At 37.0% G+C, this 19,642-nt stretch carries 21 protein-coding genes; 5 read left to right on the top strand and 16 right to left on the bottom strand.

Annotated features, from left to right (window positions below):
- Position 1: 1 nt before the first annotated feature.
- Genes P9L98_05040 through P9L98_05020 form a run of 5 tightly spaced genes read right to left on the bottom strand, consistent with a single transcriptional unit; the run spans position 2 to position 5,111 of the window.
- Positions 2-760 (bottom strand): undecaprenyl-diphosphate phosphatase, encoded by a 759-nt coding sequence (locus tag P9L98_05040; protein ID MDP8216663.1) that lies wholly within the window; start codon positions 758-760, stop codon positions 2-4.
- Complete coding sequence (locus P9L98_05035) at positions 757-1,971, bottom strand: HD domain-containing protein (GenBank protein ID MDP8216662.1); 1,215 nt, start codon at positions 1,969-1,971, stop codon at positions 757-759. The genes P9L98_05040 and P9L98_05035 overlap by 4 nt, the downstream gene beginning before the upstream one ends.
- A 1-nt stretch (position 1,972) precedes the next feature.
- On the bottom strand, positions 1,973-3,172 hold the full coding sequence (locus P9L98_05030) for an electron transfer flavoprotein subunit alpha (protein MDP8216661.1): 1,200 nt from the start codon (positions 3,170-3,172) through the stop codon (positions 1,973-1,975).
- Positions 3,169-3,957, bottom strand: a complete 789-nt coding sequence (locus P9L98_05025) for an electron transfer flavoprotein subunit beta/FixA family protein (GenBank protein ID MDP8216660.1) — start codon at positions 3,955-3,957, stop codon at positions 3,169-3,171. The genes P9L98_05030 and P9L98_05025 overlap by 4 nt, the downstream gene beginning before the upstream one ends.
- Entirely contained in the window at positions 3,954-5,111 is a 1,158-nt protein-coding gene (locus tag P9L98_05020) for an acyl-CoA dehydrogenase family protein (protein ID MDP8216659.1), read from the bottom strand. Before P9L98_05020 ends, P9L98_05025 begins: the two co-directional genes overlap by 4 nt.
- Before the next feature lie 116 nt (positions 5,112-5,227).
- Between P9L98_05020 and P9L98_05015 the strand changes: the two genes are divergently transcribed.
- Positions 5,228-7,129: a DEAD/DEAH box helicase gene (locus tag P9L98_05015; GenBank protein ID MDP8216658.1), complete on the top strand. Its 1,902-nt coding sequence runs from the start codon at positions 5,228-5,230 to the stop codon at positions 7,127-7,129.
- Between the two features lie 23 nt (positions 7,130-7,152).
- On the opposite strand, the gene P9L98_05010 is transcribed toward P9L98_05015, so the two are convergent.
- The 6 genes from P9L98_05010 to glgP form a co-directional block, all read right to left on the bottom strand.
- Positions 7,153-8,163 (bottom strand): LacI family DNA-binding transcriptional regulator, encoded by a 1,011-nt coding sequence (locus P9L98_05010; GenBank protein MDP8216657.1) that lies wholly within the window; start codon positions 8,161-8,163, stop codon positions 7,153-7,155.
- A gap of 82 nt (positions 8,164-8,245) precedes the next feature.
- Positions 8,246-9,247: an AmmeMemoRadiSam system radical SAM enzyme gene (gene amrS, locus P9L98_05005; GenBank protein ID MDP8216656.1), complete on the bottom strand. Its 1,002-nt coding sequence runs from the start codon at positions 9,245-9,247 to the stop codon at positions 8,246-8,248.
- The gene (gene nth, locus P9L98_05000; protein ID MDP8216655.1) at positions 9,244-9,870 is read right to left on the bottom strand and encodes an endonuclease III; all 627 of its coding nucleotides are present in this window, start codon (positions 9,868-9,870) and stop codon (positions 9,244-9,246) included. The genes amrS and nth overlap by 4 nt, the downstream gene beginning before the upstream one ends.
- Complete coding sequence (locus P9L98_04995) at positions 9,863-10,378, bottom strand: cob(I)yrinic acid a,c-diamide adenosyltransferase (protein ID MDP8216654.1); 516 nt, start codon at positions 10,376-10,378, stop codon at positions 9,863-9,865. Before P9L98_04995 ends, nth begins: the two co-directional genes overlap by 8 nt.
- Positions 10,369-10,965 (bottom strand): nicotinamidase, encoded by a 597-nt coding sequence (locus P9L98_04990; protein ID MDP8216653.1) that lies wholly within the window; start codon positions 10,963-10,965, stop codon positions 10,369-10,371. Before P9L98_04990 ends, P9L98_04995 begins: the two co-directional genes overlap by 10 nt.
- A gap of 27 nt (positions 10,966-10,992) precedes the next feature.
- Entirely contained in the window at positions 10,993-12,666 is a 1,674-nt protein-coding gene (glgP, locus tag P9L98_04985; protein ID MDP8216652.1) for an alpha-glucan family phosphorylase, read from the bottom strand.
- A gap of 203 nt (positions 12,667-12,869) precedes the next feature.
- Here glgP and P9L98_04980 point away from each other — a divergent pair, with 203 nt between their 5' ends.
- Positions 12,870-13,793, top strand: a complete 924-nt coding sequence (locus P9L98_04980; GenBank protein MDP8216651.1) for a sensor domain-containing diguanylate cyclase — start codon at positions 12,870-12,872, stop codon at positions 13,791-13,793.
- Here the strand turns inward: P9L98_04980 and P9L98_04975 are convergent.
- Positions 13,790-14,269 (bottom strand): nucleoside deaminase, encoded by a 480-nt coding sequence (locus tag P9L98_04975; GenBank protein MDP8216650.1) that lies wholly within the window; start codon positions 14,267-14,269, stop codon positions 13,790-13,792. The two genes, P9L98_04980 and P9L98_04975, sit on opposite strands and share 4 nt — an antisense overlap.
- Before the next feature lie 93 nt (positions 14,270-14,362).
- Here P9L98_04975 and P9L98_04970 point away from each other — a divergent pair, with 93 nt between their 5' ends.
- Together P9L98_04970 and P9L98_04965 are read left to right on the top strand one after the other, a co-directional pair.
- Positions 14,363-15,040, top strand: coding sequence for a DUF3047 domain-containing protein (locus tag P9L98_04970; protein ID MDP8216649.1), 678 nt, complete (start codon positions 14,363-14,365; stop codon positions 15,038-15,040).
- Positions 15,033-15,455, top strand: coding sequence for a hypothetical protein (locus P9L98_04965; protein ID MDP8216648.1), 423 nt, complete (start codon positions 15,033-15,035; stop codon positions 15,453-15,455). Before P9L98_04970 ends, P9L98_04965 begins: the two co-directional genes overlap by 8 nt.
- A 5-nt stretch (positions 15,456-15,460) precedes the next feature.
- Here the strand turns inward: P9L98_04965 and P9L98_04960 are convergent, their stop codons facing one another.
- From P9L98_04960 to P9L98_04945, 4 genes are all read right to left on the bottom strand, one after another.
- On the bottom strand, positions 15,461-16,129 hold the full coding sequence (locus P9L98_04960; GenBank protein MDP8216647.1) for a PhoU domain-containing protein: 669 nt from the start codon (positions 16,127-16,129) through the stop codon (positions 15,461-15,463).
- Positions 16,130-16,143: 14 nt separating this feature from the next.
- On the bottom strand, positions 16,144-17,265 hold the full coding sequence (locus tag P9L98_04955; protein MDP8216646.1) for a Na/Pi symporter: 1,122 nt from the start codon (positions 17,263-17,265) through the stop codon (positions 16,144-16,146).
- 107 nt (positions 17,266-17,372) lie between these two features.
- On the bottom strand, positions 17,373-17,789 hold the full coding sequence (locus P9L98_04950) for a peptide chain release factor-like protein (protein MDP8216645.1): 417 nt from the start codon (positions 17,787-17,789) through the stop codon (positions 17,373-17,375).
- Between the two features lie 134 nt (positions 17,790-17,923).
- Positions 17,924-19,330 carry a citrate/2-methylcitrate synthase gene (locus tag P9L98_04945; GenBank protein MDP8216644.1) on the bottom strand — a complete coding sequence of 469 codons (1,407 nt, stop codon included), beginning with the start codon at positions 19,328-19,330 and terminating at the stop codon, positions 17,924-17,926.
- A 236-nt stretch (positions 19,331-19,566) separates the two neighbouring features.
- On the opposite strand from P9L98_04945, the gene P9L98_04940 reads away from it, so the two are divergent.
- A partial coding sequence (locus P9L98_04940; protein MDP8216643.1) for a cold shock domain-containing protein occupies positions 19,567-19,642 on the top strand: 76 nt, incomplete at its 3' end.

Here is a 19,642-nt window from a genome sequence, read left to right as displayed (position 1 = left end):
TCTAACCTCCTATAAATACGGCAATTAACCCTATTATACAACAGTAGCAGCCGAAAAATGAAAGCTTCTTTCTGAAGACCACTCTTTCTAGAAGATAGAGTGATGCTAAACCTACAATGAAAGTTATCATAAAATAACCTATATAGGAAACATTGATAGCACTAAACACTTGGAAATTCCAGTCTGATTTGAAAAGCTCATAAAAACCTGCTCCAATTATTGTCGGAATAGCTAAGAAGAAAGAGAATCTAAACGCTTCTTCTCTAACTAATCCAAGCAACAGGGCTATTGCAATAGTAGTACCGGAACGCGATATCCCTGGAAAGACTGAAAACCCCTGCGCAAAACCTATTAACAATGCAAACTTAAAAGTTAGGCTCCGGCCTTGCTTCTTTCTCAATCCCGGCAAAAACAATAACACCCCGCTTATTATAAAAAATAGTCCTAAAATATTTAATCCTTCCATACTATATACGGCAATGACATATTTTCTAAGAAAAAGAGCAACTATAACAGTTGTAAAAAAGGCTATAAGAACCTTTAATATATACACTCTATCTTTTAGTAGAATTTTTATTCTGGGATAAAAGTAGAAGAGTATTGCTATGAGAGTAGCCAGATGAAGAAATATAGCGAAGATAAACCTATCGACACTTAAACCTAATAAATTACTCAAGAATAGAAGATGCCCTGAGCTACTTATGGGAAAAAACTCTGCAATTCCTTGAATAAAGGATAGAATCAAAAAGTCAAACTTCAACTATAAATCCTAGCTGTCTCCTCAATAATCTTAGGATCAAACTGCGTCCCGGCATTATTTTTAAGTTCTTTTAATGCTTCTTTGAAGGTAAGAACCGGCCGGTAAGGCCTTTTGGATGTCATAGCATCAAGCGCATCGGCAACTGAGATAACTCTAGCTCCTAACGGTATCTCCTCGCCTTTTAAACCTTGATGATAACCTTTACCATCCCAGCGCTCATGGTGATATCCTGCAAAAACATATTTCTTAAACGAGGGAATTGAATCAAGCAGCTCAACTGTCACCGCAGAATGCTTCTTAACTATCTGCCACTCCTGTTCTGTCAACCAGGCCGGTTTATTCAATATCATATGCGGAATAGCTAATTTACCTATATCATGCAGATAGGCAGCCCTTCTTATCATAACCACCTCATCCTGTGGTAAATTCAATGCTCTTGCAATCTGTACCGAATAATGCGTATTCCCTTTTGAGTGGCCTATTGAATCAGAATCTATTTTAAAATCTATTAAATACCCAATAAATTCGAATAGTCCATCTTCATCTTTATGGTCAAGGAACAGTTGTAAATCTTTGCTCCTTATATACTCCAAAATCATATCCTGAGGCTTAAGATATAATTCCATAAACTCTTTATCTCTTACAACCTCTTTTAAGATACTCAAAATATCAGGGTCAAGCTCTTCATTGGACTCTAGAATAGTAATCGCTGACTGAGAATTGATCTCACTCTTGTTCTGTCCATGCCTAGAGTAGATATCAAAAGCATCGGCCGCTCTTAAAATTCGGCCTCCAAGCAGAATCTCATTTTTTTTGTACTGACGAGGATATCCCACCCCCTTCCACCATTCATGGTGTTCAAATATATAATCCGACATTCTATACTGACCCTGGAAGAGAACTGGAAACATCCTCATTAAATGCACGCTTCTGTAAGGATGTTCGAAGATATCCGGATCTTGAATCTGTGCAAGCAGATCAGGGTGGTGTAAAATATGATTCCTAGAGCCCAAACCTCCTATATCATGTAAGAGCCCTGCAAAGAACATTAAATCCTTCTCTTGAAGCAAGACTTTCTCTGCTATCTTCTCAGAGAGAAGAGCTACTCTTACTCCATGCTTATAGCTGCCTTTCTCATCCAAATCCTGAGCTATTGAAAGCAGGTACAGCGCCTCTTTTACAAGATTTTCATAATCTTTCTCTACTTTCAATCTAGACCCTCGCTTTTTTCAATATTTCATTTAATCTCTTAGTTAAAAGAGGCACAACTTCAAAAAGATCTCCCACTATTCCGTAAGTTGCAACCTTAAATATTGGAGCTTCAGAATCCCTGTTTATAGCAATAATAACATCTGAAGATTGCATACCTACTAAATGTTGAATCTGACCTGATATTCCACAGGCAATATACAGTTTAGGGCAGACAGTACGTCCAGTCTGACCTACCTGATGAGCATAAGGAATCCAACCATTATCTACGGCCGAACGCGATGCTCCGACAGCAGCATTTAAGACCTCGGCCAACTCTTCAATAATTTTAAAATTTTCAGGTTTACTCAAGCCATACCCACCAGAAACTATAACATCAGCCTCTGTTAGATTTATACTCTTACCTACTTCATCTACAACATCGACCAGCTTTGTTCTGGAGCTTAATTTACCATTATAATTTATGAACTCAACCTCTCCAGTTCTAGTGCTATCGACCTGAGCCTCTTTCATTACTTTATGCCGTACAGTCGACATCTGAGGCCTATGATTAGGCGTAATTATAGTTGCCATAATATTACCACCAAAAGCAGGACGTGTCTGGAGTAAAATCTTTTCTTTAAGGTCTATCTCTAATCCTGTACAATCTGCAGTAAGACCTGCACCTATCTTAACTGCAACGCGAGATACAAGTGCACGTCCAATAGTTGTAGCACCGGTCAAGACTATCTCCGGCTTATGTTTTTCAATTAGATCAACGAGCACCTGAGTATAAGGCTCATCAAGATAGTTCTCTAAGAGCCCATCTTCTGCTGCCAGAACCTTATCTGCTCCTCTGACTATTAAATCTCTGGACATATCTTCTGTTATATTATTTCCAAGCAATACCGCCCAGAGCTGAACTCCTAAACTATCGGCCAGCTCCCTGCCTTTTCCAAGCAGCTCATATACAACCGGCTGAACTATACCTCTCTTTTGTTCCGCAAAGACCCAGACATTTTTATAGACCGAAAGATCACGCTCTCTCTCTTCCATTTTAATCTCAATAGCTGAGGGAGGACAAATCTCAACACAGGCTCCGCAAAGATTGCACTTATCTAAATCTATTACCGCCTTTTTATCTTCAATCTTAATAGCTGAAAAAGGACAAGATTTAATACATATTCCGCAACCGCTGCATTTTTCTATTAATACTGTAATCATCCTATCAAAACATCCCTTATTAAATCTGCCAGTTTATCAACATTTTCTGATATATCTCCCTCTAAGATTATACCCTTCTCTCTAACAGGAGGCGTAAATATCTTTACTACTCTTGTAGGAGAGCTGTTTAATCCAATGCAGGATTCGTCTAAATCTAAATCTGCTGCTGACCATGTTTCTATTTCAGCTCTCTTTGCGCGCATCTTACCCTTAAGTGAAGGAAGCCGGGGCTCATTGATCTCTTTTACCACAGTAAATAGAGCAGGAAGAGGAATCTCTATGATATCATAGCCCTCTTCTGTCATCCGCTCAACAGTAGCTTTATCTTGGGATAACTCTTCTATATGCTTAACATATGCTACCTGAGGAAGGTCGAGCCAGGATGAGATGCCAGGACCAACTTGAGCAGTATCACCATCTATTGCCTGCTTACCGCATATAATTAAACCATAATCCCCTATCTTCTCTATAGCTTTTGACAGGACATAGCTTGTAGCCCAAGTATCTGAACCTGCAACCTTTCTATCTGATAAAAGCACCACCCTATCTACACCTAAAGATATTGCTTCTCTTAATGCCTCCCCTGCCTGAGGAGGACCCATGGTTAAAGCAATTACCTCTACCCCGTCCAGTCTCTCCTTGATACGCAAACCTTCTTCAATGGCATAAGTATCAAAAGGATTAATAATGGATTCAACTCCTTCGCGGATTAAAGTATTGGTCTCCGGGTCTATTTTGACATTTGTTGTATCAGGAACCTGTTTTATGCAGACTATGACTTTCACTTTTTCTTGGTCTGCTCCTTGATAAGATGGGATGCAATTACACCCCTTAATATCTGATTTGTACCTTCATATATCTGAGTAATCTTTGCATCCCTCATATATTTTTCTATCGGGTACTCTTTCATATAACCATAACCACCGAATATCTGAAGACAGTCAGTCGTAACCTTCATAGCAACGTCGGATGCAAACATCTTAGTCATAGCTGACTCTTTAGCTACAGATATATTACCGCTGTCTGCCATTCTACATGTAGCATAGATTAAAGCCCTTGCTGCTTCAATCTGTGCTGCCATATCGGCAAACATAAACTGTATCCCTTGAAAACTTGTTATCGGTTTATCAAATTGATGTCTCTGATGAGCATATTCAACAGCCAGCTCAAGCGCCCCTTGAGCAATACCCAGAGCCTGTGCTGCAACTCCAGGACGAGAACGGTCAAAGGTCTTCATAGCAACTACAAAACCTAAACCTTCCTTACCTATAACATTCTCTCTTGGAACACGGCAATTGTTAAAAAGAAGCTCTCTTGTTGCTGAAGCACGAATGCCAAGCTTATCCTCTTTTTTACCAAATTCAAAACCTTCCATACCTTTTTCAAGTATAAAAGCAGTTGCACCCCTGGCACCCTTAGCTTTATTTGTCATTGCAATAACTACATAGGTCTCTGCCTCACCGCCATTTGTAATCCATTGTTTTCTTCCATTTAATATATAGGAATCGCCATCCTTTTGGGCTTTAGTTTCCATAGCAGAAACGTCAGATCCAGCATTAGGTTCTGTTATCGCAAAAGCAGCTATCTTCTTACCACTTGCAATATCAGGTAAATATCTATCTTTCTGCTCATCGTTGCCGAGAAGAATAATAGGATAGGTTCCTAACGCTGAAGCTGCATAGCTTACAGCAATACCACCGCAAGCGCGAGAGAGCTCTTCGACGACTAGAGATAGCTCAAATACACCTCCTCCAAAACCGCCATATTTTTCATCTATATAAACCCCGAACAGGTCGCTCTGAGCAAGAATCTTCATTATACCCCAGGGAAATTCACCCGATTCATCATACTCTTTTGCAACAGGACGTATCTTCTCCTCTGCGATCCTATGAGCTAACTCTTTTAACATCTGCTGCTCTTCTGTTAACAGGTAATCCAACATTCTATCCTCCTTAATTTAAATCAGTGTCTCAATATTAATATAAATAGCCTATTTTGTCAATTCAGGCTGCTTTACCTTGAAAGAATGCCATTTATTGTATAGTATATTTATTGATGGTAACAGAAAAAATCATACTTGATGACTTCCAAAAAAATGCCATTGAGCATATAGAGAAAAATAACTCCGTTATTGTAGCAGCACCAACAGGTGCCGGCAAGACTCTTATTGCTGAATATATAATCGAGAAATGCCTTAAAGAGAATAAAGGGCTTATATATACAGCACCAATAAAAGCTTTGAGTAATCAAAAATTCAGAGATTTTTCCAGAAACTTTTCTCAGAGAGTCGGCATAATAACAGGTGATGTCAAGATAAACCCCAGAGCCCCTATTTTAATCATGACAACAGAGATATTTAGAAACTATCTCCTCCAGGAACCGGAAAAACTGAAGGATAAAAAATGGGTGATATTCGATGAAGTACATTACCTCGATGATCCAGAGAGAGGTACTGTTTGGGAAGAGTCTATCATATTCCTGCCTCCAGAGATGAGAATATTAGCGCTATCTGCAACACTACCTAACGTAAGTGAGTTTAAAGATTGGATCAAGCAAGTTCATAACCAAAACATAATAGAGATAGAAGAGGCTACCAGACCAGTACCTCTGCATTTCTACTTTCAGGCAGATAATCAGATTTTCTCAAGCCTTAAAGGTTTAAAAAAATATACCTCAAGAAATAGAGGTAAATTCTTCTTAAATAATAGAATAGACTCTTTAATTAAACATCTAAAAATCAACGGTTTCTTACCTTGTATATATTTCTGTTTCTCAAGAAAAAAATGTGAAAATTATGCAAAGGAGCTCTCCCGGTTCAATTTTTTAACCCAAGAGGAAAAAAGAGATATTGAGGGTCTATACAAGGATTTGATAAAAAAATTCAAAATAGAACACCACAGGTCTACTCACGACATGTTCTACCTGTTAGAGAGAGGTATTGCCTACCATCATGCAGGATTACTACCCCCCTTAAAGGAGATTGTTGAAAGAATATTTACCAAAAAGATGATTAAAGTGATATTTACAACAGAGACATTTGCACTGGGTATCAATATGCCCTCACGTACTGTCTGTTTTGATGAAATAGCAAAGCATTATAAAAGAAGAGCGCACTACCTAAGAACCAGAGATTTTTATCAAATGGCAGGACGTGCAGGCAGGCGTGGAATAGATGAAGAAGGCTTTGTCTTTGTGAAACTCAAACCGTTTAAAGATGATATTGAACAGATGAGAAATATTGCCAGGAATAGACCCGAACTTATAAAGAGTCAATTTAACGCATCCTATGCAACGATCTTAAACCTATACAACGATATCCAAGATGAGATAGTAACAATCTACCCTAAAAGTTTCCACTATTTTCAAAATAGGCATAGAAAGTCAAGAGAAGCAAAGATGCTTAGTTCTAAATTAAAACTATTGAAAAACTTAGGTTATATAGAGAACCAGGGATTAACATTGAAAGGCAGATTTTCGTCCAGTATATTTGGTTATGAGCTCATAGTAGGCGAGTTATATGAAGCAGGTTTTTTTGAAAATATATCCTGGATAGAACTAGCAATAGCAATATGCGCAATCGTTACAGAATCAAGAGCTAAAGATAGGGAGGTCAAGATAGATAAGAGATTGAGAAAACTGGAATTAAGAATCACTAATACCGCAACTAAGATACAGAAAATAGAAAAAACACATAGAATATATCCACAGATATTAAAGCCTCATTTTCAACTCGCACAGACACTTCAAGCTTGGCTTGGAGGCAATGAATTCAATAAAATAATTAACCTAACATCTATAGATGAAGGTGCAATTATAAGAAACTTCCGCATGACAAACCAGGTATTGAGAGAAATGAACCAGAGAATAGTATCTGAAAATCTAAGAAAGAAAATAGATAAAGCATCTAGTATTTTAAACCGCGATATTGTTAATGCTGAATGGCAGCTTAAAATTTAACCCCTATTAGATTATTTTTTAACTTAGCAGGACTCTCTTTGGACCAATCTATAGTTAAGCTGAAGCTTTCTATTATCTGTAATCTCTCCAGTTAAAATGCCGTATATCATTTTTACTGCCTCATAACCCATATCGGCAAGCGGAACATGGACGGTTGTTAGCGGAGGATTCATATGTTCTGTAATAGCTATATTATCAAAACCGACAACTTTAACATCCCTAGGACAATTAAGATGCAGTTCGCCTAATGCATGCAAAATACCTATTGCCATAGCATCATTAAGAGCATATATCAATCCTCGAAAATCAGGATTTTCAATAAATATTTTCTTGGTCATCTCATATCCACCAATTTCATTGAAATGACCATTCAAAATCCTATTTTTATTAAAAGCTATACTATAAGCAGCAAGTCCGTCTAAAAAGGCTCTTCTCCTTGTTTGAGCATCCCTGGAATAGGTCTCTCCACCTAAAAGATAGAGATCCCTATTACCTCTCTCTATGACGTATTTCGTCATATCATATGTTGCCTGATAAGTATCCATATAGACCTGGCTAGTATTTAGATCCTCTCTATAATCATTCATAACAACAAGAGGAAAACATTCTGTCTCTTTTAATTCTTTTTCCAAATGAGAATATGCAATATGATAAGCATGAGCAATAATAAGGCCGTCTACCCCGGCACTATCAAGCAACGCTTGAAGTGAAATAAATTCCTCCTGAGGTATAAGTTTTAAGTCATATCCTATCTCGTCTAAGCCTTTTAATATACCTTTCATTATCTCGCCAACATAGCCCGAAGCAGTATCTATTCTAAAATTCATAAGTAGACCTATTGTCCGTGAAAAACCCTGTCTTAAAGAGCTTGCAGATCTATTGGGTAAATATTTTAACTCTCTAATAACATCCTTTATCTTTTGCAGAGTATCCTGCTTGACAGACTTCTCTGTTTTAGAGCTTAAAGCTCTTGAGACCGTAGCAATTGATACTCCGGCTCTCTCTGCCACCTTTTTTATTGTTACATCTTTCATAATCTATCTTCTTATGTAAACGTTTACTGTAATCGTTTACATCTAATGTATAACATAGGTTTATATCCCTGTTAAATAAAAGTTAGAATAGCCCGTCTACCAAAACCCCACAATAAGGACAGCTTCCTCTATCTACATTATTAATGCTAAGATTAAGGCTAACCCTTTCTATAAGCAGCTTACCGCAATTATAACAGAGACTATCGTTACCCTCTAATACATTACCAAGATAGATATATCTTAACCCTCTGCTTTTAGCTATCTCTTTTGCCTTTTTCAAAGTTTCAATAGATGTGGGTTCAGATTCCAAATATTTATAATCCGGATGAAACCTGCTTATATGCCAGGGAATCTCTATCCCAATAGAAGCAATAAAATCAGCTATCTGAGTCAACTCTTCATCAGAGTCATTCTCTCCGGGAATAATTAAAGTTGTAATCTCAATCCAAATTCCTCTCTCTCTCATATATCTGATTGAATCTAAAACCGGTTTTAAGTGAGCTTTACAATGTTTAACATAAAAATCATCCCTAAAACTTTTTAAGTCGATATTCGCTGCATCCAAATATGGAGCTATCATATCTATAGCTTCAATACTCATGTAGCCATTAGTAACAAAAATATTATGCAAACCTTCTTTTTGAGCTATTTTAGCTATATCGTAAGCATACTCAAAAAAGACAGTCGGCTCTGTATAGGTATAGCTTATACTGGAACAATTATTCTCTCTGGCATGAGAGATAATACCTTCAGGGGAAATTATTTTTTTCGACTCAAAGTTCTCTTTCGACATCTGAGATATCTGCCAGTTCTGACAAAACCCGCATCTAAAATTGCACCCGATAGTTGCTATAGAATAAGATAGGCTGCCGGGATAAAAATGATAGAGCGGCTTTTTTTCAATGGGGTCTATATGTAATGCCGCCGGCTCTGCATAGATATTACTGTAAAGAATACCTTTCTCATTCTTTCTAACACCGCAGAATCCATATTCAGAATCAGCAATTACACAATTATGATTGCATAGAAAGCATCTAACCTTGTTATCTTCAATCTTATGATATAGATAAGCCTCTTTTCTCATTTTCTCTTACAGAGACCGCTGACAATGCATTTAAAACATAGTGGATTCCGCGCTTTGCAAACCTCTCTGCCATGATTCACCAAAATATAATTTAATTTCAGCCAATAACTCATAGGGAAAATACTCATCAAATCCCTCTCTATCTTATCAGGATTACTGCTGCTGCTGAAACCGAGCCGAAGAGAGAGTCTCTTAACATGGGTATCAACAGCTACTCCTTCTGCCTTTTGAAATCCAGAAGATAAAACTATATTGGCTGTCTTTCTTGCAACTCCAGGCAATTTAAGAAGAGAATCCATATTGTCAGGCACCTCACCATCAAACTCTCTGACTATCATCTTAGAGGAAGCTATTATATTTTTGGTCTTATTTCTATAAAAACCGCTGGAATGAATCTTCTTTTCTAACTCCTTTTTTCTAGCAACTGAAAAATCATGAACATCCTTATATTTCTTGAAAAGGCCAGGGGTTATCTCATTAACTTTACTATCGGTACACTGTGCAGATAAGATTGTTGCAATAAGAAGCTGAAAAGGATTTTTGTAGAATAACGCTGTTTTGCTTTTAGAGTACTCTTTGCTTAAAATCTTTATTATCTTAATAGCTCTTTCGCTATCATTCATATTTCTCAAAAGACCTGGCCAAAAGAAATAACAGATCTGATAACCTATTTAAATAGATTAATATTAGATCGTTTAAAAGAATCTTTCTCTTTTTTAAACTTACTGCTCTTCTCTCTAATTTTCTCGATATAACCCGGGCAACATTTATTGAAGCTGAATAACTGTTGGAGTCCAGGTTAATAAAAGAGTCTTGCTTGTACTTCTTCTCAAAACTCTCTATCAATCTTTCAAGATGAGATATTCTCTCTGCGGTTATCTTTTCCTTTAAACTCCGATACTTAGACTTGCTTATTACCAGCTCAGCAGCTATCAGAAATAGATCTTTTTGAATATCAGCTATAATTTTTTTTCTTCTCTTACATCTTATTTTGGACTTTGATAAACCTAAAAAAGCATTGAGTTCATCCAGAACACCAACAGCCTCAATTAAGATATTATCCTTGTCTACTCTCTTTGAATAAAGAAGCGATGTTCTACCCTTATCTCCTCTCTTTGTAACTATACCCATCCTGTCTCTAACTCCTTAAAATCTATCAGAGAGGCACCCTGAGATACCATCTCATCCAATGCCTTTCTAGAATCATCTCTCTCTATATTAACACCCTTTATCCCGTCAGTTAAAACCATAACTTTAAAACCCAACCTTAAAGCATCCAGAGTTGTAGCCTTAACGCAGTAATCAGTAGCAATCCCGCCAATATAGAGCTCCTCAATACCTAGACCCCTTAAAACACCCTCTAAGGCTATATCTTTAGAGTCTCTCCCCTCAAAAGCAGAATACCCATCTTCATTAACGCCCATACCGGATGAGATAATAATTATATCCTGAGGTAGTTTTAAATCTGGATAAAACTTGGCTCCTTCTGTACCCTGCACGCAGTGCAGCGGCCAGAGACCGCCAAAGTCTTTAAAATGCTGTGAATTTTGGGGATGCCAATCTCTAGAAGCAAAGACTGAATATTTTTTTTCCTGGAAGAGAGTAATATATTTATTTAATGCTGGAATAATCTCATCAGCACCTTTAACGGCTAACGCTCCTTTAAAACAGAAATCGTTCTGAACATCTACTATAAAGAGAGCCTTTTTAAAATCCATATTTAAAAAGTTTAATGCTGATTTCTCTTAGCTAAAATATGCATCCGTTATATAACGATGCATCATGCGATGACTATTAAAATAATTTGCAACCTTACCGATTGAATTTTTCATCATACCGATCCAGTTGTCTCTCTGCTCATAAAACATCGGAAGTATCGCGTATTCAAGCTTACCGTAAAGATCGTGCTTCTCTTTTAGGTCTAAATCTTCGGCAGCAAAACCCTCTTCAGTAGGACCTATAGCCCAGCCGGTAACACCTTCGATGCAGCCTTCAACCCACCAGCCATCAGGTATGGAGAAATTTATACCTCCATTTAAAGCTGCCTTCATACCGCTGGTGCCGGATGCCTCCATCGGCCGCTTGGGAGTATTCAACCAGATATCAACCCCGGGAATCAATTTTTGAGCTTTCTCTATATCATAATCTTCGATATAGGCAATCTTTATCTCATCTTTAAGCTCGTTGATATAAGAGAATATCTCCTGAATCATCTTCTTGCCCGGCTCATCGTAGGGATGTGCTTTACCGGCGAAGATAATCTGAATAGAGAATTTGGAATTGATGCTCTTAAGCCGCTCCAAATCCTGAAACATAAGCGTATGTCTTTTATATGTCGTTGCACGCCTTGCAAAACCTATAGTAAAAACGTCCTCAGAGAATTTTATCTCTGATTTACTATTTATAAACTCAACCAGATTTTTCTTTGCTTTATAATGCGCCTCCCAGATCTCTTCGTGGGGTATAATCTCAACTCTGCCCAAAAGCCCAGGCTCTTTAGCCCAGCCGGGAAGATATTTATCGTATAGTTTTTTAAAACTATCTTCCGTCCAGGTATAAGGATGGACTCCATTTGTAACAGAACTTATGACGTAACCAGGAAACATCTTCTTTGTTGTCTCACCATGCTTCTTTGCAACACCATTAACAAAACCGCTTAAATTTAAAGCAAGCAGCGTCATATTTAAAGAGTCTTTACCGGCAAAACTCTTAATGGTCTCCAGAGGTATGATCTGAGGCAAAATCTCAGCTACCAGCTGATAGGAGAACTTGTCATGTCCAGCCTTAACAGGAGTATGAGTAGTAAAGACACATTTTTTTTGCACCTTTTCAATATTACCATCAAACTCTTTAAAAACTTCAAGAGTAAGAAAACTTGCATGGCCTTCGTTTAAATGATATTTCGAGACTTCAACTCCAAGCGCCTTAAGTATTCTCACTCCGCCTATCCCAAGAACAATCTCCTGCTTCATTCTATAACGCTGATCACCTCCATAGAGATAATGAGTAAGCTCTCTATCTTCCCCGCTATTACCTTCTATATCTGTATCAAGGAATAATACCGGCACTCTGCCTTCGGTAGTACTCTGTACTACATATAGCCAGGCTTGAACCTTTACAGTTCTTTTTTCTATCTCGACTTCAATCTGCTGAGGTAATAATGCAAGATAATCTCTTGGTTCCCAATTATCCGGTCTCTCTATCTGCCAATTATCCTGATTGAACTCCTGCCTGAAATAACCTTTACGTGAAACAAGGGTAATAGCAACTAGAGGAATATTTAAATCTGCACTGGAGCGGACGGTATCACCGGCCAAGATGCCAAGACCGCCGCTATAAGTCGAAAACTCAGGCTTTATGCCTATCTCCATAGAGAAATATGCAACCTTACTTCCCTTAAAAACATCTTTGTATTCCATCTATCTATCCTCTCTTTTCTCGAATAAAATTAGATTACTATAAACCTAAAAACAAGAGCTATATTGTACCACAGTTATCAATAGCTGATAAGAACTAAAGGAGACCTATTCAAGAAATAAAATTCACATAAATTGAAAATATTCAAAAAGTTTGTATTTTAGCTAAAATATGGCATATTTGTATAAAGGGCTTGAAATAAATTATGGAAATTAAATTTAAAAATAGGGCTATTTTTTCGGCATTATTGATATCTACGCTTATATTTACATCTATAACATCTGTAGGTTCATCAGCTTCTCATAACCAATCTCTGCGCAGAGCAAAGACTCCTTCCAGCAATTTCTATCCAGAACTATCTATACCTATAATTGAGACCGACAATGATGGAATAGTGATAGAGGCAAACGAATCAGCCCTATCAATCTTCGGAACAGATATCATAGGTCAAAATATTGCAACTGCATTTAGCATAGAGAGTACTCCTAGATCCGATTTTGTATATGAAATAGATACTCAGGTATTCAAACTGATATCCAACATAAACCCTGACGGAATAACATGGACTGGATTTAATATAACAGAAGACTACTATGATAAATTGACTAAAGTCGCTTATAGAAAAGATTACTATCCGGTTAGATTAAGAGAAGCTATATCTTTCTCAACACACGATGGTCCACTCTCTGTTATTATGATAGATGGTGATTATATAAAAGACATCAATGACAATTTTGGTCACCTTGAAGGTGATAGAGCAATAGCGTTTATGGCAGAGACGGTAAAAGATTGCCTAAGAGAGAGCGATCTCTTATTCCACTTTGGCGGCGATGAATTCTCTGTTATCCTTCCCGCTACCTCAGAAGATGAAGCTCAGATTGTAGCCGATAGAATAAACCAAGCTTTTAGAGATAATCCTATAGTGATAAACGGAAAAGAATATATTATTACAGTAAGCTTAGGGTTTACTACTTTCAATCCTAACGAAGATACAATTGCAAGAATAAAAATAGGACTCGAACTAGTGAACAGTATAACTAATACTGCAGATAAGGCACTCTACAATGCAAAAGAAAGCGGTAAAAATTGCAATAGCTATCTAGAATTAGAATTAGAAGATTTACTTTAGTAAACCCTGCTATTGCCTCTACCCTTCCAAATACTGAACAATCTTAAGCTATCCTCTCTTAAACATCCTGGTATAATCTCAATCTTACCTTTACCTATATCCCTCATCTCCTTGCTGGATATAACCAGTTCAGAAAATCCGAAACTCTTTGCGTCTTCTATTGAAGCACCATAGACAATCTTATCTATCTTAGCCCAATGAATAGCTGTAAAGCACATCGGACAAGGCTCAGTTGTCGAATAGATTACGCAGCCCGATAGGTCAATACTACCCAGCTTCCTGCAAGCTTCTCTTATTACTACTATCTCAGCATGAGCCGTTATATCGGTTGCTGCCCAGACTCTATTATAACAGCACGATATAATCCCATTGTTCTTTACAATACAAGCCCCAAAGGGTGTCTGACCGCTCTCTACTCCCTCAATTGCCTTAGCAATAGCCAGCTCCATAAACTCAATATCTCTATCTTTATCCATCTCTCTCTTATTTAAACATTATTTCCGGTTATTATATTACATCTTATAATAACTAATTTGACTTCCAATATAATAACAGATAGAATGAGTTTAATGAGCTTTAAAAAAATATTTATAGCCTTCACAATATTAACAACCACTACGTTAACCTCTGCGGTATTTGCTCTGGATATTCCAAAACTATTCAACTTTAGAAACAGAAGTTCTCTGGATAACTGGCAAGAGAAGATATTTAAAGATAAAGTTCTCTATACAGTTGAGACTGCTCATCAGGAAGGATATCTCTCTGCTAAGAGTAATCAATCCTGCTCAGGACTCTTCTATAAAATAAGATTCAACCCTCGGAAGTTTCCCATGATAAGCTGGAAATGGAAAGTATTAAAATTCCCTGATAAATCAAAATCAGTAAGGGCTTCGGGCGGCTGGGTAGAGAAAGATGATTATCCGGCAAGGGTATATGTGATATTCCCAAGCATATTATTTACCAACACAAAATCGATAGAGTACGTCTGGGATGAAACAACGGAAGAAGAAACATATATGAGCAGCCCTTACTTTAAAAATATCAAGATAATAGTTATTGAATCGGGAAAAGAGAATTTAAATAGATGGGTCTATGAAGAGCGTAATATAAATGATGACTATATACAGCTCTTTGGCAAAAAGCCTCCAAATGTAGGAGCAATAGCAATTATGACTGATGCAGATAACACAGCCTCTAGCGCAGAAGCGCTATATGCTGAGATAAAAGTGGGGTATAAAAATGAATAAAAATAAAAGAAAAAGATTCTTTGCAAACAAATTTCACAGACAAATTTTTTTCATCATTGGCCTTGCAGCATTATTGCCTACAATTATTGTTTCAATAGCTCTATACTACTTAATCTTCGGCATAATAGCGCAGGAGATAGCTATTCCGGAAACTATTGCTTACCATATCATGCCTGCTGCGAAGAGAGCTACTCTTATTATCTTTACAGTAGCTCCCTTAATCATACTAACAATCCTTATAATTGCCCGCAGAATAACGCACTCAATACTTGGCCCTTATGACAGGATAATAAGAGAGATTGATGAAAACATGGAAGGTAAAAACAGGCACCAGATAAAACTAAGAAAGCACGATAAGTTCTTACCATTGGTTGAAAAAATAAACAGACTATTGGCAAAAATAAATATTAGTTAAATATACTATCTCTTCTCATCAAAATAGTCTAAATCAGATAAGGGTAAAACTACAGATGTTGCGATATTAGTAAGGTGCGCTGCTATACGCTTAAAATATCTTGCAATAAGAGTAAAACATACCGCCTCATTTACTGAGATATCGCTTTTAGCCAGTTTTTCTAATGTCTCATCACATCTTTTTGCTATCTGACGTTCATAGTTCCAGGATGCTACAGCGGTATCTTCATCAGATTCTAAAAAAGCCTTCTTAGTATCTTTGAAAAGTACTGCTATCTCCTGATCTATATTATTAAAAAGCTCTTTATACTTATTCTTATCAATGGGATCAGTTAAAAATTTACTAACCTCAAAAAGATTTTTAGAATAATCGCCTAACCTTTCAGCATCTTTTACAACGCTCATCAATAGAAGTGATGTAGGGACATCAACTGAAGGCTGAATCGAAAGATGTTCTATAATCCTTTTCCTAATCTCTTTTTCAGCTTTATTTACTCTACTATCTATTCCATATATCTCTTTTTTTAGAGTACCTAAATCTCCTTCGTTATAAAGAAGTTTCTTAATAACTAGATTAAACATGCTCTCCGCATCGTTAAGCATAGATTTAAAATCCTCAAGCACCTGATTCAAGAAATCTTTACCCTTCCAAAAACGCATTAAATTCTTAAACATATTTATCCTCCTTATTAAAAAAATTTAGACATAGCAATCAATATGCCCGGAATTATAAAAAACATCGTTAAAACATAAAAGATAACATAACGTCTTCTCCTATAAGCCAGAGAACCGAGATGAGTAGAGAGAAACATAGGAATTCTTCTCAAAGGCTTTATAGGATAGATCAATGTTACGCCAATAACATTAAAAAGAAAGTGCACAAAAGCAATTGTTATAGCAGAGATATTCCCAGTAGCAAAGGATGCGAGTATAGCAGTTGTAGTCGTGCCTATATTTGCACCCATAACAATAGGAAGCACCCCTTCAACTGTAAGCACCCCAGCAGCTGCAAGCGGAATCATTAAAGAAGTAGTAATAGAACTGCTCTGGACTATAGTTGTAAAGATAAGTCCGGCCAGAATAGCCAATAATCCATAACGACTGATAACATTATTCAAAATTATCTCAGCTCTGCGGACTACGACAGAACGCATAATCTTAACTATAAAATACAACGCTAGAAATAATAAAAAAAATGCAGATATCAAAAGCAGCAGGTAAGATATATTAGATGACAAACCTATGTTGACAACGGCTTCCTTCATAATATTTATGACCGGTTTGGTTACCATCTTAACAGGGCTTGTAAACCTAATACCACCACAGCCTGCAAATATATGACTCATGAACCTAGCCATCTTCTCTAAAAATCCAGTCATCAGATGAAGCGGAAACAATATAGCTACACAGATAAGGTTAAAAAAATCATGTACAGTACCGGCACTTACAGCCCTTTTAAATTCTTCACGCCTACCGATATGACCCAAAGAGACAAGCGTATTTGTAACAGTAGTACCGATATTCGCACCCATAATTATCGGAATAGCATTTGTAACAGTAATAACACCTGAACCAACCATGCCGACAATAATAGAGGTAGTCATGGAAGAGCTCTGAACAATACTCGTAGCTAAGATACCTATGAACAGACCTGCAAGAGGATTGGAAGTTGTCTGGATAAGACTTTCAGCGAAACCCCTACCGAAACCTTTAAAAGCTACGCTCATAAGACCAATGCTTAAAAGAAATAGATAAAGAAAGAACGCAACTAATACAATTTTAAAGAGAGTCTTCAAAGCTTCTGTTTTCATGGATAAAATAATGAATAATCAATCTAAAACATAATACCTAATTAGGGAGTAAAGACAACTTAAAAATTACAATTAAAGTTAAAAAGCAAGGTTATTTAAAGCAATCTTTATCTCAACGCATCCCTAACTGACATATGAGATCTCTCCTCTTTTTTCTTAGACCTTATCTTTTTATCATGCAACATTTTTTCTTTAGCTCTTTTTGACCTCTTGCGTTTCTGCCTTTTTATTTTCTCTATTCTCTTTTTCTCTTCTGACTCTTTATCCAAAATCATCTCTTCAATTTTATTTAGATGCCTTCTTCTTGCAAAAAACCTGTTTAAATTCTGAGACCGCTCTCTTTGACATTTAACCTCAATACCGGTAGGAATATGCTTCAGATAGACACAGCTTGATGTTTTGTTGACCTTCTGCCCGCCACGACCCCTAGAACGAATAAACGTTTCCAGGATATCGCCTTCTTTAATCCCCAGCCTATCCATTTTATTCTTTAACTCATCTTGCTTTTTTTTACTCAACGCCATAGTTTTATATCCCCAGACCTTAAAAAATATTGAGGGCAAAAAACAGAGTTTCTTACAAAATCATCTCTATCTATCTTTAGCAAGATATCTTGAATCAAGGTAATTGAAAATTGTCTAAACTTTAAAGTTAAAATTTAGCGTTTTTCTATTGAAATATATTTTTTATTAAGTTCACCAGAATAGACAGCTCGAGGACGAAAGATACGATTGTGCATATGATACTCTCTTACTCGTGCGGTCCAGCCAGACACCCTGCTTGCTGCAAATATGGGGGTAAACAGCTCTTTCGGTATACCTAAAGCGCTATAGACAAGACCGGAATAAAAATCAACATTGGGAAATATCCTCTTATCTTTACCCAAGGTAGATACAACCTTCTTCTCTAATTTTCTTGCAGTTGTAAACAGATTTTTGGCATCTCTATCACCCTTGCTCTTAATAAGGTATTCTGCTAAAGGTCCTAAAACTCTAGCTCTTGGATCATAGGCTTTATAGACTCGATGCCCAAAACCCATGATTTTTATCTTTTTATCTCTGGCATTCTGATACCAAGAATCGACATTACTGCTGGCTTCAATCTCACTAAGCATGCTTAAAACCTGCTCATTTGCCCCTCCATGAAGAGGACCGCTTAGAGCAGCTATACCTGAACCAACCGCAAAATAGATATCTGACAAAGTTGAAGCCACAACCATAGTAGCAAAAGTACTGGCATTCATACCATGATCTGCATGGAGGATAAGTGCTATATCCATAATACGCTCTTCAACGGGATCAGGCTTTCTACCTGTAATCATATATATTAAATTTCCAGCATGACTCAATTCGGGATCAGGATCAACCGGAAAAGAGTCGGCTTTGAAACGAGATACAGCACCGACAACAGAAGAGACACCGGCTATTAAGTCAACGTAGGCTTGCTCAGCCATGGGATCATGAAGATCTCCCTCCACTTCTCTCGGCTTCTTAACAACTTTCTTTTTAAACTCATATATTGCATGCTCTTCTCCTGTAGGATAGGTCTCCATGGGGATAGAGTCTTCATCGGAACTAATAGCTGTTTTAATATCAGGATGATATTCAGCTCTGTCAATAAAAGTCCTTTCATGGCGCATAAAGTTAGTGCCTATACGTAAGGCTGCCATAGTATTGATATCTTTAACGGGAAAACCCATTAAAAGACGTATTGTTTGAGGAATAGATCTTGATACTGTCAAATCCTTCTTAAATTTATTTAACTTAGATTTAGTAGGCAAATTACCGTATAAAAGAAGGTATGATACCTCCTCAAATGTCGAATAGGCACAGAGATCAAATACATCATAACCTCTATATATAAGTTCACCTTGAGCACCATGAACATAGCCAATCGCACTCTCGCAAGCAATGGCACCTTCTAATCCCGGACCAACAGTACATTCTACAGGCCAATCAATAGGGCCTGTAAAAGCAGGCTTGATATCCTTCTCTTTACACTTATGGGCTTCTTTCTTAGCGTCCAATATCAAACTTTTAATATCTTTAATCTCTTTACTGCTCATAATATACCCCTTTAGTTATAGCCATTATATTGTATATTGTTGTCTCTATGCTTTCAAGCTTTATAATATTTATTTTAATGTTTATTCTCTTGACTAACTATAACTAATATTGTAGAATCCCGATTGTAGTGATGAGGAGAGTAAAATATCAGTCCGCAAGGTGAGCATTCTATCTCCCTTGCGTTTTTTTTTATCCCTCTATTGACTGCAAATTTAAAAAAGGAGGTTTTACCAGTATGAAAGGAACAGTAAAGTGGTTCAGTAACGAAAAAGGTTATGGATTTATTACTCCCGAAGAAGGCAAAGATGTAT

Source organism: Candidatus Kaelpia imicola (assembly GCA_030765505.1).
In the GTDB taxonomy this organism is placed as follows: domain Bacteria; phylum Omnitrophota; class Gorgyraeia; order Kaelpiales; family Kaelpiaceae; genus Kaelpia; species Kaelpia imicola.
Note: the sequence above shows the minus strand (reverse complement) of the source record. Positions and strands in the feature narration are given on the sequence as shown.

What these genes read in the sequence shown, in the direction of transcription:
- P9L98_05030 (MDP8216661.1), bottom strand. Translation starts at nt 3,172, where the DNA reads ATGATTACAGTATTAATAGAAAAATGCAGCGGTTGCGGAATATGTATT.
- P9L98_05015 (MDP8216658.1), top strand. Translation starts at nt 5,228, where the DNA reads ATGGTAACAGAAAAAATCATACTTGATGACTTCCAAAAAAATGCCATT.
- P9L98_05010 (MDP8216657.1), bottom strand. Translation starts at nt 8,163, where the DNA reads ATGAAAGATGTAACAATAAAAAAGGTGGCAGAGAGAGCCGGAGTATCA.
- amrS (MDP8216656.1), bottom strand. Translation starts at nt 9,247, where the DNA reads ATGAGAAAAGAGGCTTATCTATATCATAAGATTGAAGATAACAAGGTT.
- nth (MDP8216655.1), bottom strand. Translation starts at nt 9,870, where the DNA reads ATGAATGATAGCGAAAGAGCTATTAAGATAATAAAGATTTTAAGCAAA.
- P9L98_04995 (MDP8216654.1), bottom strand. Translation starts at nt 10,378, where the DNA reads ATGGGTATAGTTACAAAGAGAGGAGATAAGGGTAGAACATCGCTTCTT.
- P9L98_04990 (MDP8216653.1), bottom strand. Translation starts at nt 10,965, where the DNA reads ATGGATTTTAAAAAGGCTCTCTTTATAGTAGATGTTCAGAACGATTTC.
- glgP (MDP8216652.1), bottom strand. Translation starts at nt 12,666, where the DNA reads ATGGAATACAAAGATGTTTTTAAGGGAAGTAAGGTTGCATATTTCTCT.
- P9L98_04980 (MDP8216651.1), top strand. Translation starts at nt 12,870, where the DNA reads ATGGAAATTAAATTTAAAAATAGGGCTATTTTTTCGGCATTATTGATA.
- P9L98_04975 (MDP8216650.1), bottom strand. Translation starts at nt 14,269, where the DNA reads ATGGATAAAGATAGAGATATTGAGTTTATGGAGCTGGCTATTGCTAAG.
- P9L98_04970 (MDP8216649.1), top strand. Translation starts at nt 14,363, where the DNA reads ATGAGCTTTAAAAAAATATTTATAGCCTTCACAATATTAACAACCACT.
- P9L98_04965 (MDP8216648.1), top strand. Translation starts at nt 15,033, where the DNA reads ATGAATAAAAATAAAAGAAAAAGATTCTTTGCAAACAAATTTCACAGA.
- P9L98_04960 (MDP8216647.1), bottom strand. Translation starts at nt 16,129, where the DNA reads ATGTTTAAGAATTTAATGCGTTTTTGGAAGGGTAAAGATTTCTTGAAT.
- P9L98_04955 (MDP8216646.1), bottom strand. Translation starts at nt 17,265, where the DNA reads ATGAAAACAGAAGCTTTGAAGACTCTCTTTAAAATTGTATTAGTTGCG.
- P9L98_04950 (MDP8216645.1), bottom strand. Translation starts at nt 17,789, where the DNA reads ATGGCGTTGAGTAAAAAAAAGCAAGATGAGTTAAAGAATAAAATGGAT.
- P9L98_04945 (MDP8216644.1), bottom strand. Translation starts at nt 19,330, where the DNA reads ATGAGCAGTAAAGAGATTAAAGATATTAAAAGTTTGATATTGGACGCT.